This window comes from Arthrobacter sp. MYb229, assembly GCF_002975405.1.
Lineage (GTDB): Bacteria > Actinomycetota > Actinomycetes > Actinomycetales > Micrococcaceae > Glutamicibacter.
The window spans coordinates 34,363-48,155 of the sequence record NZ_PCPS01000007.1 but is presented as its reverse complement, the minus strand read 5'-3'; the positions used below and the strand labels follow the sequence as shown (position 1 = coordinate 48,155).

Below are 13,793 nucleotides of genomic sequence, written 5' to 3'. Positions count from 1 at the left end.
CGAGGACCCGCGCTGGGATCAACTGGTGGAGAATTTCAAAAGTCTCGACGCGCAGGCTCCTCGCGAGCCAAGCGCTGCCGAACGTGCCACCCAATTGGACAAGTTGTTTAACACCGGGCCGCTCGCTCGCGGACCACGCGATTATGAACCAGTAGATACTCCCGACGAATTCGTTCCCGAAGAGCCCGCCGCTCTGGGCAGTGGCGATCCGATGTTGAATTTGGCGTGGGTCGGCGCGGCCGGCGGACCCTTTGGATTGCTGTTTTGCGTGATCTTTTTCCGCAGTGCACCGGGGTTTATTTATCTCGGCTTGGCCGCAGCTGCGATTCTTGGCATTTTTTACCTGCTGCGAAGACTACCGACTCAGCGCGATCCGGGAGATGATGGGGCAAAGGTCTAATCGACTTGGAACACTGCAACTGCTACGTTACTATCGAGTAATATAAATGTGACGCAGCTTACGAGGCGTTATAACCTAGGACACTTACCACAGGAGTTGAGTACCAGATGCGCGAATTTAGCTCGCCACTTCGCATCCACTCGCCGGAAAATTCGAACATCACCGATCTGCTCCTACGACATGCAAATTCGGCAGCCAACCCTGCCTTATTCTCCGTGCCGACCGCCAGTGGGGCTTGGCAGGACATCACCGCATCGCAGTTCGCAGCCGATGCCTCGGCCATCGCGCGTGGTTTCATCGCTTCCGGCATTGAGCAGGGGTCACGCATCGGACTCATGGCCCGTACCCGCTATGAGTGGACACTCGTTGATTTCGCTATCTGGTACGCGGGATGCGTCACCGTGCCCATCTACGAAACCTCCTCCCCCAGCCAGGTCGCCTGGATCGTCGCCGATTCCGAAGCCTGCGCCATGGTCGTTGAATCACCCAACCACGAAAACGTCGTCCGTCAGGCGGCCCATCAAGAAACCCTCGAATCCTTGGACAACATCTGGCAATTCGAAGGTGGCCTCGATGAGCTACGCAAGGCCGGCGAAAATGTTAGCGACGAAGAGTTGGAAGAACGACGCGCCTCGGCAACGCTGAACGACGTGGCCACCCTGATATACACCTCTGGCACCACCGGACGCCCCAAGGGTTGCGAGCTGACCCATGGAAACTTCGTTGAACTATCCGAAAACGCTGCAGCTGAACTTCCGCAGTGCGTGTATCCGGGAGCCGCGACGATCATGTTCTTGCCGCTGGCGCATGTGTTCGCCCGCTACATCTCGGTGCTGGCAGTTTCCGCCGGTTGCCGCGTGGGACACACCCCGGATGTCAAAAATCTCTTGCCTGATTTACAGTCCTTCAAGCCAAACTTCATTCTCGCGGTGCCGCGAGTCTTCGAAAAGGTCTACAACTCTTCGATGCTCAAGGCAGAAGACGCCGGCAAGGGCAAAATCTTCCATGCCGGCGTGGATGTTGCTGTCGCATATTCCAAAGCTCAAGGCGCCGGCAAGGTTCCGCTGGTCCTCAAGCTAAAGCACAAGCTGTTCGATGCCCTGTTGTACAGCAAGTTGCGCGCCGCGATGGGCGGAAACATTCGCCATGCAGTTTCCGGCGGTGCCCCGCTAGGAGAACGCCTCGGTCATTTCTTCCACGGGATCGGGCTGACTGTCCTCGAAGGCTACGGGCTGACCGAGACTACGGCTCCGATCACCGTGAACACCATCGATCGCATTAAGATCGGCACGGTGGGTCCACCGCTACCGGGCAACGCTGTACGCATCGCTGAGGATGGCGAGATTCTAGCCAAGGGCATCTGTGTCATGCGCGGTTACCACAACCGCCCCGAGCTGGAAGGCGAAACCTTCGTCGATGGCTGGTTCCGCACCGGTGATGTTGGCGAGCTGGATGCCGACGGCTTCTTGAGAATCACCGGGCGCAAGAAGGAAATCATTGTTACTGCCAGTGGCAAGAATGTAATTCCAGCACTGCTTGAAGACCAAATTCGCGCCGATTCGCTTGTTTCCCAGTGTGTCGTCTTGGGCGATGGCCGGCCGTTCATTTCGGCTCTGGTCACCTTGGACCCAGAGGCATTGCATGGTTGGTTGGAGCGCCACCAGCTCGATACCGCGCTGACCGTGGAAGAGGTTAGCGACCTAGATCAGGTAAAGACCCACGTGCAGTCCCTCATCGACAAAGCCAATAACTCTGTTAGCCGGGCAGAATCGATCAAGGCCTTCCGGATTGTACCGACGGACTTCACCGAATCTTCCGGACATCTGACCCCTTCTATGAAGATCAAGCGCGCCGTGGTCTTCAAGGATTACGAAGCGGTCATCGACGAAATCTATTCGGCAGATAAGCCCGTCGCATAGTTCAATACAGCATCGGCAAGTTCCCACGATTCGTGGGATGCAGCGGCCCAGGGCAACCTGCGGCCGCTTTGCTGCGTCTGCTCGGCAAAATTCATTGGGAGCACAACCCGTTCGAAGACCGGCGCCGGGGTGGCAGAGGTTCTCGCACCGAGCTGCACGTACACCAGGTTCTCGGCCAGTGCCGTTCGGCCGTTGAGCAGTAGCCACTGCACTAGCTCCATCAGTGCAGGCTCTGCAGTTGCGGAGCCATCGCCCACCACGACCAGCACGTCGGCCTCGTTGAAGCGTCCAGCAAGTGCCGCCTTGACTCGTTCGGGGCCCGCGACGTGGACCTGCGAGTTCAGCGCTAGCTGCGCCAACTGGCCTTCAAGGAACTCGGCAAGTTCTGCGGCCGGCAGTGCCGCACTAAGCGCGAAGACGGTAATTTTCAAGTTCTCCCGCACCTTGCCCGCCGCGATGGCTTTCGCTCGCAACGTGGCTGGCTTCAGCGTCGGACCTGACTTACGCGCTATCCTCATGTCTCTCCTTGAACAAGAATTTGAGCTCTCCGGACTTCTTGGTGAAAATCGAAGCCGTCAGAGAGCATCGTGCCACATCTGCCCGTTGGGGTACTACTCCGGTGGACCGCGCACAAGCGCATTGATGCCAATGTGCAAAGGTGTGGCCCCAAGGACCAGTTCAAAGTCCCCGGGGCCACACCTATTGCTCAGCGAATGCTGCGCCTTCGTTGACTTACTTTGGTTCGATGACGAGCAGCAGATCGCCGCCCTGCACCTGGCTGGTTCCGTCCAACGTTACCTGCGAAACGACACCCGAAGCGTTGGCCGTGATGCCAGCTTCCATCTTCATCGCTTCGATGGTTGCTACCGATTGCCCTGCTTCGATCAAGTCGCCGACCTTGACGTTGACCGTCACGGCGCCGGCGAACGGTGCCGCCACGTGGCCCGAATTGGTCGGATCGGCCTTTGCCGCACTCTTCACCGTCGACTCGACCGATTCGTCACGCACCTTGATCTGGCGCGACTGGCCATTGAGCGAGAACACCACGGTGCGCAAGCCCTTCTCATCAGCTTCGGATACCGAGATCAGCTTCACCAGCAGGCGCACACCGGTACCAAGGGACACCACGCGCTCAACCTCTGGGGTCAGGCCGAATAGGTAGTCGCGGGTGTGCAGCACGGACAGGTCGCCGTAGTTCTCCAGGGACTTCTCGAAGTCGCGCGTCGGACCGGCAAAGAGCAAGCGGTTCAAGGTCGCGCGGATCGTCTCGTCGTCGGCATTGAGCGCCGCCGAGTCTTCGTCCGAGAGCTCTTCAACGCGTGGGCGCACGCTGCGGCCCTGCAATGCCTTCGTGCGGAATGGCTCTGGCCAGCCACCCGGAGGATTGCCCAGCTCACCCGAGAGGAACTGGATGACCGAATCCGGGATGTCGAAGTTCTGCGGATTGGCTTCGAAATCTGCCGCCGGAACGCCGGAGCCGACCAGCTGCAATGCCAGATCGCCGACAACCTTGGAAGACGGGGTCACCTTGACCACGTTTCCGAGCATGGCGTTGACCGAGGCATACATGGATTCGATGGCCTCAAAACGCTCGCCCAGCCCCAGTGCGATGGCCTGCTGACGAAGGTTCGAGAGCTGTCCACCGGGAATTTCATGCTGGTATACGCGCCCGGTTGGTGCAGGCAGCCCGGATTCGAACGGCTTGTACATCGCGCGCACCGCCTCCCAGTACGGTTCCAGCGAGGCTACCGCGTCCAAGGAAAGCCCTGAATCGCGTTCGGTATGCTCAAGCGCTGCCACGAGGGCAGAGGCAGAAGGCTGGCTGGTAGTGCCGGCCATCGCAGCCGAAGCCACATCAACTGCATCCACGCCTGCATCGATCGCTGCCATCAGGGTAGCAAGCTGTCCACCAGAGGTGTCATGGGTATGCAGGTGAACCGGCACGTCGAAGCGTTCGCGCAAAGCGGTGACCAGCTTCTTTGCGGCGGCCGGACGCAGCAGTCCTGCCATATCCTTGATCGCGATAATGTGTGCACCGGCATCGATGATCTGCTGAGCCAGATTCAGGTAGTAGTCAAGGGTGTACAGCTTCTCGTTGGAATCGAGCAGGTTGCCGGTGTAGCACAGGGCCACCTCGGCGACGGCGGTTCCGGTTTCGCGCACAGCCTTGATGGCCGGAGCCATCTGCGAGACGTCATTCAACGCATCGAAGATGCGGAAGATGTCGATGCCACTCTTCGCGGCCTGCTTTACGAACGCGTCGGTAACCTCGGTGGGGTACGGGGTGTAACCTACGGTATTGCGGCCACGCAGCAGCATCTGCAGCGGGATATTCGGCAGTTCGGCACGCAGCAGTTCTAGACGCTTCCATGGATCTTCGCCCAGGAATCGAAGCGAGACATCGTAGGTCGCGCCTCCCCAGACTTCCATGGAGAACAACTGCGGCACGGTATGCGCGTAGGCAGGCGCAGCGGCGAGCAGATCGCGGGTACGCACGCGAGTGGCCAGCAATGACTGGTGTGCGTCGCGGAAGGTGGTGTCGGTAACGCCCACGGCCTTCGCGTCGCGCAGCGCCTTGGCAAAACCTTCGGGCCCCAGATCCAGCAGCTTCTGACGCCAGCCAGCTGGAGGTGCTACCGATTTCGAAGGGCCGTCGAATGGCGAACGCTCCGGCTCCGAGGATTTGTCCCCCGGGAAGCTCGGAAGCTTCTTGCGTGGATCGATGCCATCGATTCGTTCGCCGTTCGGCTTGTTGACGGTCACGTGAGCCAGGTAGTTCAGCGCCTTGGTGCCGCGGTCCTGAGATTCGTTGCCGGTCAGCAGATCCGGGCGCGAGTCAATGAAGTCGGTCGCGACGTCTCCGGCGATGAACTGTGGATCGTTGAGAACATTCTGGATGAACGGAATGTTGGTGGCCACACCACGGACGCGGAATTCGGCCAGCGCACGTCGTGCCCGCGCTACGGCGGTCTTGTAGTCGCGGCCACGACAGGTGAGCTTAACCAGCATGGAGTCAAAGTGCGGGGAAACTTCTGCGCCTGCGTAGATGGTGCCGCCATCAAGACGCACGCCGGAACCACCAGCAGAACGGTAAACGGTAATGGTTCCCACATCTGGTCGGAAGCCATTTGCCGGGTCCTCAGTGGTGATGCGCGACTGCAGCGCCCAACCACGAACCTCGATGTTGTCCTGGCTGATGTCAAGATCGCTCAGCGATTCACCGGAGGCGATACGCATCTGAGCCTGTACGAGGTCAATATCAGTGACTTCTTCGGTCACCGTGTGCTCCACCTGGATACGTGGGTTCATTTCGATGAACACGTGCTGTCCTGCCCGCTCACCGACGGTATCAACCAGGAATTCGACGGTACCAGCGTTCTGGTAACCCAGGGTCTGCGCAAACTTCACGGCGTCACGGAACAGCGCCTGACGGATGGACTCATCCAGGTTCGGTGCCGGAGCGATCTCGACGACCTTTTGATGACGGCGCTGCAAGGAGCAGTCACGCTCGTGCAGGTGCACCACGTTACCCTGCTCATCGGCGAGGATCTGCACCTCGATGTGACGCGGGCGAAGGACTGCCTGCTCAAGGAAGACGGTCGGATCGCCAAAGGCGGTACCGGCTTCGCGCATTGCCGCACCCATTAGCTCGGGCAGGTCTTCGCGCTTGTCGACACGGCGCATGCCGCGGCCGCCACCGCCAGCAACTGCCTTGACGAAGATCGGGAAGCCAATGCGGTCGGCCTCGGCTAGGAGGAAGTCAACATCGTCGCTCGGTTCGGAGGATTCCAATACCGGGATGCCGGCCTTGCGCGCTGCCTTCAGCGCAGCGACCTTGTTTCCGGCCAGCTCAAGCACGTCCGCCTTTGGACCGATGAACTTAATACCGTTTTCTGCAGCCTTGCGGGCCAGGTCTGGGTTCTCCGAAAGGAATCCGTAACCTGGGTAAATCGCGTCTGCGCCGGCTTCCTTGGCGACGCGGACGATTTCGTCAATGTCCAGGTAGGCGCGAACCGGGTGGCCCTCTTCGCCAATCTGATAGGCCTCTCCGGCTTTCTGGCGGTGGATCGAGTTACGATCTTCATATGGGTAGACGGCAATTGTTTTTGCGCCTAGTTCGTAACCAGCGCGGAAAGCACGAATTGCAATCTCACCGCGGTTGGCGACCAAGATTTTCTCAAACATAGTTTCCCTACATCGATTCAGCACACCCATTTGGAAGACGGGGGAACGTCCTTCGGGGGACGCTTTGTTCCCGTTTTCCCGGGTGTAGGGCCTCGCATAACGGATATTTTTAACCGCTGCTGTGGATACCCTACCGTGACGGGGTGCACAATTACCAAACATTTCGCCCAGTGGTCTGACCACACGACTTTCTAGCGTCCGCATGCTGTTTTTATGACATAGTTACATTCGTGCTAAAAATCCCACGTTGCGGAGTCGGGGAAATACCGCGTGGCACACTATGATAAAGAGAGACTAAATATTCGGTGGGACGTTTAATCAGCAAGCAGTGAAAGGCGTGGTCTGGTCCGTGCATGTAGTGAGCATCAGCAGCCTCAAGGGTGGCGTAGGAAAAACCTCCGTAACACTCGGATTGGCCTCAGCAGCACTCGCAGCCGGAATTCCGACGCTCGTGATCGATTTAGATCCGCATGCAGACGCGAGCACCGGCTTAGGCGCCCGAGCCAACGGCAAACAGCCAATTGGGCAAATGCTCAAGAATGTTCGCCGTGCGCGACTTCAAGATAATGTCGCAGCCAGCGCATGGCAGTCAAAAGCTGCCGAGAAGAAATCGCGCACCCGAATTCCGGTACTCGATGTCGCCGTGGGCGACGCGTTCACCGGAATTTATGATCGACCAGATCTTCGTACACGAGATTTGCGTCGCCTCTCGCAGCTATTGAGCCGCACCAGCGGATACCAGCTAGTACTTATCGATTGCCCACCATCGCTTAACGGTCTAACCCGCATGGCGTGGAGCGCTTCAGATCAGTTATTGCTCGTCGCTGAGCCTAGCTTGTTCTCAGTAGCTGGAACCGAACGCACACAGCGAGCACTTGAACTCTTCCGCCGCGAATTCGCTCCGTCCCTGGGCCCGGTTAGCGTGGTAGCCAACCGTGTGCGCAAGGATTCTGCCGAGCATACGTTCCGAGTGAACGAGATGCGCCAGATGTTCGGCGATTCCATGGTGAAGCCGGAGATCCCCGAGCACCCAGAATGGCAGCAGATTCAGGGCGCAGCATATTCGGTACATCAGTGGCCAAGCAAGGCCACTGCCCCCATGCTTTCTCAGTTCGATGCGCTACTCAAGGACCTCATGTCCACGGCGCCGACACAGAACGCACAGTCCTAGGGTTTAGAAACAAGAAAGCTTCGGCTCGAACAAACTTATGGAAGTTTGTTCGAGCCGAAGCTTTTGCAATTCTAAGTACTCATCAGCTAACGTTACGGGCGGCCTTAGCAGCGCGTCGTGAAGCGAGCTCATCGGTGACCAACTGGTCCCCCGTGCTTTCCGATGGCAGCATGGCCAACGTTCCTTCAACTTCGCGCCACACTCGGCCTACGGCGATACCGAAGACGCCTTGACCGGCCTGAACCAAGTCTATGACTTCGTCGGCACTGGTGCACTCGTAAACCGAAGCGCCATCGCTCATCAAGGTAATCTGAGCCAGATCTTCCACACCACGTTCGCGGAGGTGGCTCACCGCTGTGCGGATCTGCTGCAGCGAGACACCGGTGTCCAATAGGCGCTTAACCACTTTCAGTACCAGGATATCGCGGAACGAATACAACCGCTGAGTACCGGATCCCTTGGCTTCACGAACTGCCGGTTCAACCAGACCAGTACGAGCCCAGTAGTCCAGCTGTCGGTAGGTAATCCCGGCAGCCTTGCATACAACTGGTCCCCGGTAGCCGGCATGTTCATCCAGCTCGGGCAGATCATCAGTGAAGAGCAAACCTTGGGTATTGGATCGCTGAACGCCACCGGTGGTCCCATGGCGAGGACCGGTCTGGCTAGACTCCATCCAAATACTCCTAGCGTATATGCACATTCATTTGAGAGGCCAGAGACTTTCATGCGACTGACCGGTGCGAGTGATGACGAACCTGGTATCGGTCAACAGAAATTTTCTCTATGCTTCGACGGTACGGCTATAAGGGGCGTTGGTCAAAGACCTTCAAGCTTAACTTTAAGGCGTGTCGCCAATGACGAGTGGGAGACGAGCTAGGCGGAGAAATCTTCGGGGTCAATATTGTCAAGGAATTCTCTGAATTCACGCATTTGCTCCTCGGGAAGCTCTTCGTCTTCGGACTCGATTTCGATGGCAACCCCCGCTGATTCCATGACTTCCTCGGTGCACAGGATCGGGCATTGCGTACGTACCGCCAGCGCAACTGCGTCAGAAGACCGCGAGTCGACGCGCTTGCCGTTGGAGAGCACCAGCTCCGCGGTGAAAATTGCATTCTGCACCGAGACGATCTCGATTTGCACAAGTCTCACTTCAAGAGCTTCGAGCATGTTAACTATCAGATCGTGAGTCATCGGTCTTGGCGGGGTGAGCCCCTGTTCCGACATCGCGATAGCGGACGCTTCGGGTGCGCCAATCCAGAGAGGGAGATACAAATTCTGCTCATGACGCTTAAGTAGCAGCAGCGGCTGATTCGATGGAAGCTGAATCCGAATACCGGCAAATTCTAGTTCAAGCATGCACTCCCCCTAGCGTTGCGAACTCGTTCCTACTATCAGCCTAGCGATCAAGCTGCGAAATCGCACGCTGCACGAGCGCTTCATGAAGCTCTAGGCACTGTCGCGAGATTTCTTGAGCTTCTTCGGTTGCCCTCGCGCGCGCGGAAACTTCAGGCTTTTTCAAGTCCGCACCAATGATGGACTCGATCAAGGAGAACTCGCGTTCTGCAGCGGTACGGAACTGGCGAAGGTGGCGAGGCTCAATACCGTGATTGGAGAGATCGACGGCGGATTTGGTGACCCGCACGCAGTGGGCATCGAATTTGCCCGATTCAGGCTCGACCAGGCCAAAGTTAACTAGCTCATGGACGAGCTCTTCGCTTGCTCCGGTCAGCCCCTGCAGCTCCGCTAGGGAGACAGGACGCGAATGACGGTCGACTGCCTCAACCATATCGCTATTGACTGCCTGCGGTGCTGTGGGCGCTCCACCGGGCAATGCTGCGGGAGCTTCACCACGGTCGATGGCATCGAGATGGTCCTTGATGACCTTTAGCGGCAAGTACTGATCGCGCTGTACTGAGAGAATGAAACGAAGTCGACTCACATCGGAGGCGGAATATTTTCGATATCCGGCCGAGGTGCGCTGCGGGATAATTAATCCCTTGTCCTCCAAGAATCGAATCTTGGAGGCGGTTACCCGTGGGAATTCGTCTTTCAGTTCAGAGAGCACCTCGCCGATATTCAGTGCTGCCGCCCTCACGTTCTCGTGGCGTATTGCCTCGAGTCGTGAGCTACGGGCTGCATCAAAGATTGGCAAAGGAGAATCTCCTCAAGTAGTTAAGCGGATTGACAGCCGCTTGCGAGGCTGCCAGAAAACTAGTTCTTCACTAGTTTAAACGTTAGGTACGCTCTGGTAGAAATTCAGACGGAACTTACCGATCTGCACCTGTACCGCGTTAGCCAAAGTCACCGAGTCGATACGGTCGCCGTTGATGTAGGTTCCATTCAATGAACCAATGTCGGTGAGCTTGAAGATGTCGCCAACGCGCTCAAACTTTGCGTGCCGCCGAGAAACCGTAACATCGTCCAAGAAAATGTCCGCATCCGGGTGGCGACCGGCAATGCTGGAATTGGTATCCAGCAGGAAGCGGGCTCCCTTATTAGGTCCGGTATGGGCAATCAGTAGCGCAGATCCCTCAGGAAGTGCTGAGACCGCTGCGCGTTCGTCCTCGGACAGGGGATAAATTACCGAGGGCTCTGCAGTCTTGTGAGCTGCCGGCAAGGAGATATTGGTCGTTTCGGAGGCAGACTCGTTGTGCGGGTCAACCGGCCCATGTTCAGACATTTGGGGTCCTCCAAGAAAATTTGCTCTCAAGCTCGCGCTTGACGACCTTCAGTTAAACGGGTGTTTGGTGGTTTGCACCAGACTATCTCCAGATTAGCCTACTCAACGCTCAAGAGATAACACGAAATTACACATTTTCAATGCTTGGCATGCTCAAACGTGCAATGATTCCTGCATGGAAGAGAATTCTAATGCCATTGCACCGGCAACACGCGGAGAATCCGCGCCTACCAATAAGCACTCAAATTGGAAACTACGGCTCGTACTAGGTTCGCTTGCAATTCTCACTATCCTGGCAATTTACGCGATCGCTACGATATTTATGCCGGTATGGTGGGCAACTCGAATTTCCAGCCAAAATATTGGATCAGCCACCGGAGGCTGGATTTCGGGGTTCTCTCTCGGGTTCGTCTTTACATTGATCCCGCTTCTCGTACTTTGGCAGATTCGGTTCCGCAAGTTGAGCTGGCGATGGCGTGGAGTTATTGCGGTCCTGGCAATCATTCTCGCACTGCCCAATTGGCTGACGCTTGGAATCTTCTGGAACGGCTCGGATGCCGCGCAGAAGGCTCAGGCAATTTTGAATACCGGCGCTACCTGGTTTGGTGGCGCCACACTAGTTGGAGCCATCAGCGCCGCAGCCATCTTCTTGGTCATCTTCATTACCTGGATGATCTTGCGTCGACGGGGATCGCGCGTCAAAGATCTTGAAGCGCAGCATGAAGCACAGCGCCGCACAAGCTCACACGATGAAGCACAATGATCGAAAACAACATGACTGACATTCGGCTCAAACGCGCATACATCGACGCTGAAGCATCCGACGGATACCGGGTCTTGGTCGATCGTTTGTGGCCACGCGGGCAGACCAAAGAGAAACTCTGTGTGGAGCGGTGGGCCAAAGGCATCGCACCGTCAAATGAACTACGCAAGTCTTGGCACCACGATCCGGCGCGATTTGATGAGTTCGCGGAGCACTACCGTGAAGAGCTAAACCAGAACCCGGCTATTGACGAATTCTTGGAGCTGGTCGCCGAACACCCCGTCGTTACGTTCATCTTTGCGGCAAAAGACGAGGAAATTAATCACGCGGTGGTGCTTCGTGACTTTCTGCTTGCACAGCTGAAACAGTGACCTCATCTCGGGTCGAGGCTGGCGGAACAAAACATACACCTTCGACACACGCCATATCGGACTCCGAGACTTGCTGCAGATCAAATTTGAATTCCATTGTGCTCCCAAAACAGTTGCGGTTCTTAGCATAGAGAACAGCAAACAAGAACTGAATATTCCGGCAGCAATGACGATTGCCCCGCCACGTGATTCGTGACGGGGCAATCATTGACCTTGGGTAGCCTGATTCGGCTTCGTGAGCAGCCTAGTTCTTCGGAACCAGAACACCGTCGAAGAAGGTCGCCAGCTCGGCCGTCGCATCCAGCGGCAGGATATTAGCAACATACTGATCAGGGCGGACGATCACAATGGCACCGTTAGCCGAGATGTCACGCTTCGCGTAGATATCTGAGCCATCGAGCACCGCGTAGACCTTCTCGTAGTCCATCAGTCCGAACTTGCCGCTGTTAGGACGGAAGACCTTCGGCGCGTCATTGAGGTTGAAGGTGGTGTAATCCTGCTGGAAGACGACCTTCACGTCGAAAAGTGAATCAATATCGGCATCAGCCGGGGTGAACTTGACGATTGGTGATTCTGGCGATTCGAGCAGCCACTTCGACAGGTTGGTCACCTTCGAATCGGCACCGGCCACAGCTTGGTCGGCGAACACGTAGATACGGTATCGACCGTCTGCGCGGTGGTGGTGGCCCAAGTGCACAGGATTGTTGTCGCCTAGGCGCATGACCTCAGATGATTTGAAACGCTTGCCGATCGGGAAACCCTTGGCCAAGTCCTGATGATCTTTTTCGCCGGTGAGAATCGAGGGCTGGTATTCGGTCATGAAGCCTGCAGGGAACTCGGCGGTACGCACATAGAATTCAGCGATACCTTCCTTGCCTTCAAATTCTTCAGGCCTGGCCGCCATCAACGAGGACCATTCCTTATCGAAGTCGATCAGGTTCTTTGCGATGACCTGGCGCTCGCCCGAATAGGTACGCAGCAGCTCTTCGGGCGCCCGGCCGGAGAGCACGTAGCCGAGCTTCCAAGCGAGGTTGAAACCGTCTTGCATGGACACGTTCATGCCCTGGCCGGCCTTGGCCGAGTGGGTGTGGCAAGCGTCGCCGGTGATGAAGACGCGTGGCTCCCGAGTACCAATTTCTTCGACCTGGACATCGTCGAAGCGGTCGGTCAGGCGGTGGCCAACCTCGTAAACGCTGTTCCACGCAACGTCTTTCACCTCAAGCGTGTACGGGTGCAGGATCGCCTTGGCATGTTCGATGACCTGGTCCAAGGTGGTTTCACGGACCTTGCCTTTGTTGTCTTCTGGAACCTCGCCTAGGTCCACATAAAGCCGGAACAGGTTTCCACCCTCGCGAGGGATCAGCAAGATCGAGCCAGCCTGGGAGTGGATGGCGCACTTGGTGCGAATGTCAGGGAAGTCGGTGAGCGCGAGAGTGTCCATAACGCCCCACGCATGGTTTGCTGCGCCGCCGGCGAGTTGCGCGCCGATGGAACGACGCACGCCGCTGCGGGCTCCGTCCGAGCCAACGACGTACTTGGCACGCACAACGCGTTCTTGGCCCTTGGTCTCGCCATCGGTGGAAATCAAGGTGGCCTTGACAGGGTATTCCTCACCGTCATGGACTTCGAGTGTCTTGAATTCCCAGCCGTAGTCTGGGGTGATTCGTGCTGGCGAGTTGTTTGCGTAGTCGGCAAAGTAGTCAATAACGCGAGCCTGGTTCACGATCAGGTGTGGAAATTCGCTAATGCCGTGAGCGTCATCAGGCGTACGGGCGCCACGGATGATGTTCTCCGGGTTCTTCGGATCCGGCTCCCAGAAGATGGTTTCCTTGATCTGGTACGCCTCGGCGGTGATGTGCTCAGCAAAGCCAAAAGCCTGGAAAGTTTCGACGCTGCGCGCTTGGATGCCGTCGGCCTGGCCGATTTCCAAGCGGTGCGGGCGCCGGTCGATAATCCGCGTGTGCACCTCGGGGAACTGCGAAAGCTGCGCAGCAGTAATGATACCTGCGGGACCAGCACCGACGATCAATACGTCCATCGCGTCCGGAAGGTCGGCCGGTCGGTTGAGACCGGTTCCGGCGGCCGGCTCGATGCGTGGGTCGCCCGATACATATCCATTGTGGTGAAACTGCACAGCTTCATCCTCACTTCTCTGTGAACGCTTTGGCTCAAAACTTAGGTGTTCTATAATCGAACATTAGATTCGCATATCGCACACTAACTATAAGTGAACTGTGAACGTCGACACAAGCCGAGATTACGCACATCTCACCTTTGCCTAAGTCACTGGCTCAAAATCTACGC

12 protein-coding genes are annotated in these 13,793 nt (G+C 57.1%); 5 read left to right on the top strand and 7 right to left on the bottom strand.

Annotated features, from left to right (window positions below; all coding sequences use genetic code 11):
* The first annotated feature begins 25 nt into the window (after positions 1 to 25).
* Positions 26 to 400, top strand: a complete 375-nt coding sequence (locus CQ019_RS15770; RefSeq protein WP_146113384.1) for a hypothetical protein — start codon at positions 26 to 28, stop codon at positions 398 to 400.
* A 107-nt stretch (positions 401 to 507) separates the two neighbouring features.
* Positions 508 to 2,319 (top strand): long-chain fatty acid--CoA ligase, encoded by a 1,812-nt coding sequence (locus CQ019_RS15765; RefSeq protein WP_105554316.1) that lies wholly within the window; start codon positions 508 to 510, stop codon positions 2,317 to 2,319.
* Here CQ019_RS15765 and CQ019_RS15760 read toward each other — a convergent pair.
* Together CQ019_RS15760 and CQ019_RS15755 are read right to left on the bottom strand one after the other, a co-directional pair.
* Positions 2,292 to 2,837 carry a hypothetical protein gene (locus CQ019_RS15760; protein WP_105554317.1) on the bottom strand — a complete coding sequence of 182 codons (546 nt, stop codon included), beginning with the start codon at positions 2,835 to 2,837 and terminating at the stop codon, positions 2,292 to 2,294. The two genes, CQ019_RS15765 and CQ019_RS15760, sit on opposite strands and share 28 nt — an antisense overlap.
* Positions 2,838 to 3,051: 214 nt before the next feature.
* Positions 3,052 to 6,504, bottom strand: a complete 3,453-nt coding sequence (locus tag CQ019_RS15755) for a pyruvate carboxylase (RefSeq protein ID WP_105570100.1) — start codon at positions 6,502 to 6,504, stop codon at positions 3,052 to 3,054.
* A gap of 349 nt (positions 6,505 to 6,853) precedes the next feature.
* On the opposite strand from CQ019_RS15755, the gene CQ019_RS15750 reads away from it, so the two are divergent.
* Positions 6,854 to 7,675 (top strand): ParA family protein, encoded by an 822-nt coding sequence (locus CQ019_RS15750; protein ID WP_105554356.1) that lies wholly within the window; start codon positions 6,854 to 6,856, stop codon positions 7,673 to 7,675.
* Between the two features lie 82 nt (positions 7,676 to 7,757).
* On the opposite strand, the gene CQ019_RS15745 is transcribed toward CQ019_RS15750, so the two are convergent.
* The 4 genes from CQ019_RS15745 to CQ019_RS15730 all read right to left on the bottom strand — a co-directional run bounded on the left by CQ019_RS15745 (position 7,758) and on the right by CQ019_RS15730 (position 10,355).
* Entirely contained in the window at positions 7,758 to 8,348 is a 591-nt protein-coding gene (locus CQ019_RS15745) for a MerR family transcriptional regulator (RefSeq protein WP_096284180.1), read from the bottom strand.
* 200 nt (positions 8,349 to 8,548) lie between these two features.
* Complete coding sequence (locus CQ019_RS15740) at positions 8,549 to 9,031, bottom strand: bifunctional nuclease family protein (protein ID WP_105570099.1); 483 nt, start codon at positions 9,029 to 9,031, stop codon at positions 8,549 to 8,551.
* A 40-nt stretch (positions 9,032 to 9,071) separates the two neighbouring features.
* Positions 9,072 to 9,827, bottom strand: coding sequence for a MerR family transcriptional regulator (locus CQ019_RS15735; RefSeq protein WP_105570098.1), 756 nt, complete (start codon positions 9,825 to 9,827; stop codon positions 9,072 to 9,074).
* A 75-nt stretch (positions 9,828 to 9,902) separates the two neighbouring features.
* Complete coding sequence (locus tag CQ019_RS15730; RefSeq protein ID WP_105554321.1) at positions 9,903 to 10,355, bottom strand: FHA domain-containing protein; 453 nt, start codon at positions 10,353 to 10,355, stop codon at positions 9,903 to 9,905.
* 460 nt (positions 10,356 to 10,815) lie between these two features.
* Here CQ019_RS15730 and CQ019_RS18345 point away from each other — a divergent pair, with 460 nt between their 5' ends.
* Positions 10,816 to 11,118, top strand: coding sequence for a hypothetical protein (locus CQ019_RS18345; protein ID WP_146112498.1), 303 nt, complete (start codon positions 10,816 to 10,818; stop codon positions 11,116 to 11,118).
* An 11-nt stretch (positions 11,119 to 11,129) separates the two neighbouring features.
* Positions 11,130 to 11,489, top strand: coding sequence for a DUF488 domain-containing protein (locus CQ019_RS15720; protein WP_105554357.1), 360 nt, complete (start codon positions 11,130 to 11,132; stop codon positions 11,487 to 11,489).
* A gap of 244 nt (positions 11,490 to 11,733) precedes the next feature.
* Here CQ019_RS15720 and CQ019_RS15715 read toward each other — a convergent pair whose 3' ends face one another.
* Positions 11,734 to 13,623: an FAD-binding monooxygenase gene (locus CQ019_RS15715; RefSeq protein WP_105570097.1), complete on the bottom strand. Its 1,890-nt coding sequence runs from the start codon at positions 13,621 to 13,623 to the stop codon at positions 11,734 to 11,736.
* Positions 13,624 to 13,793: the final 170 nt, after the last annotated feature.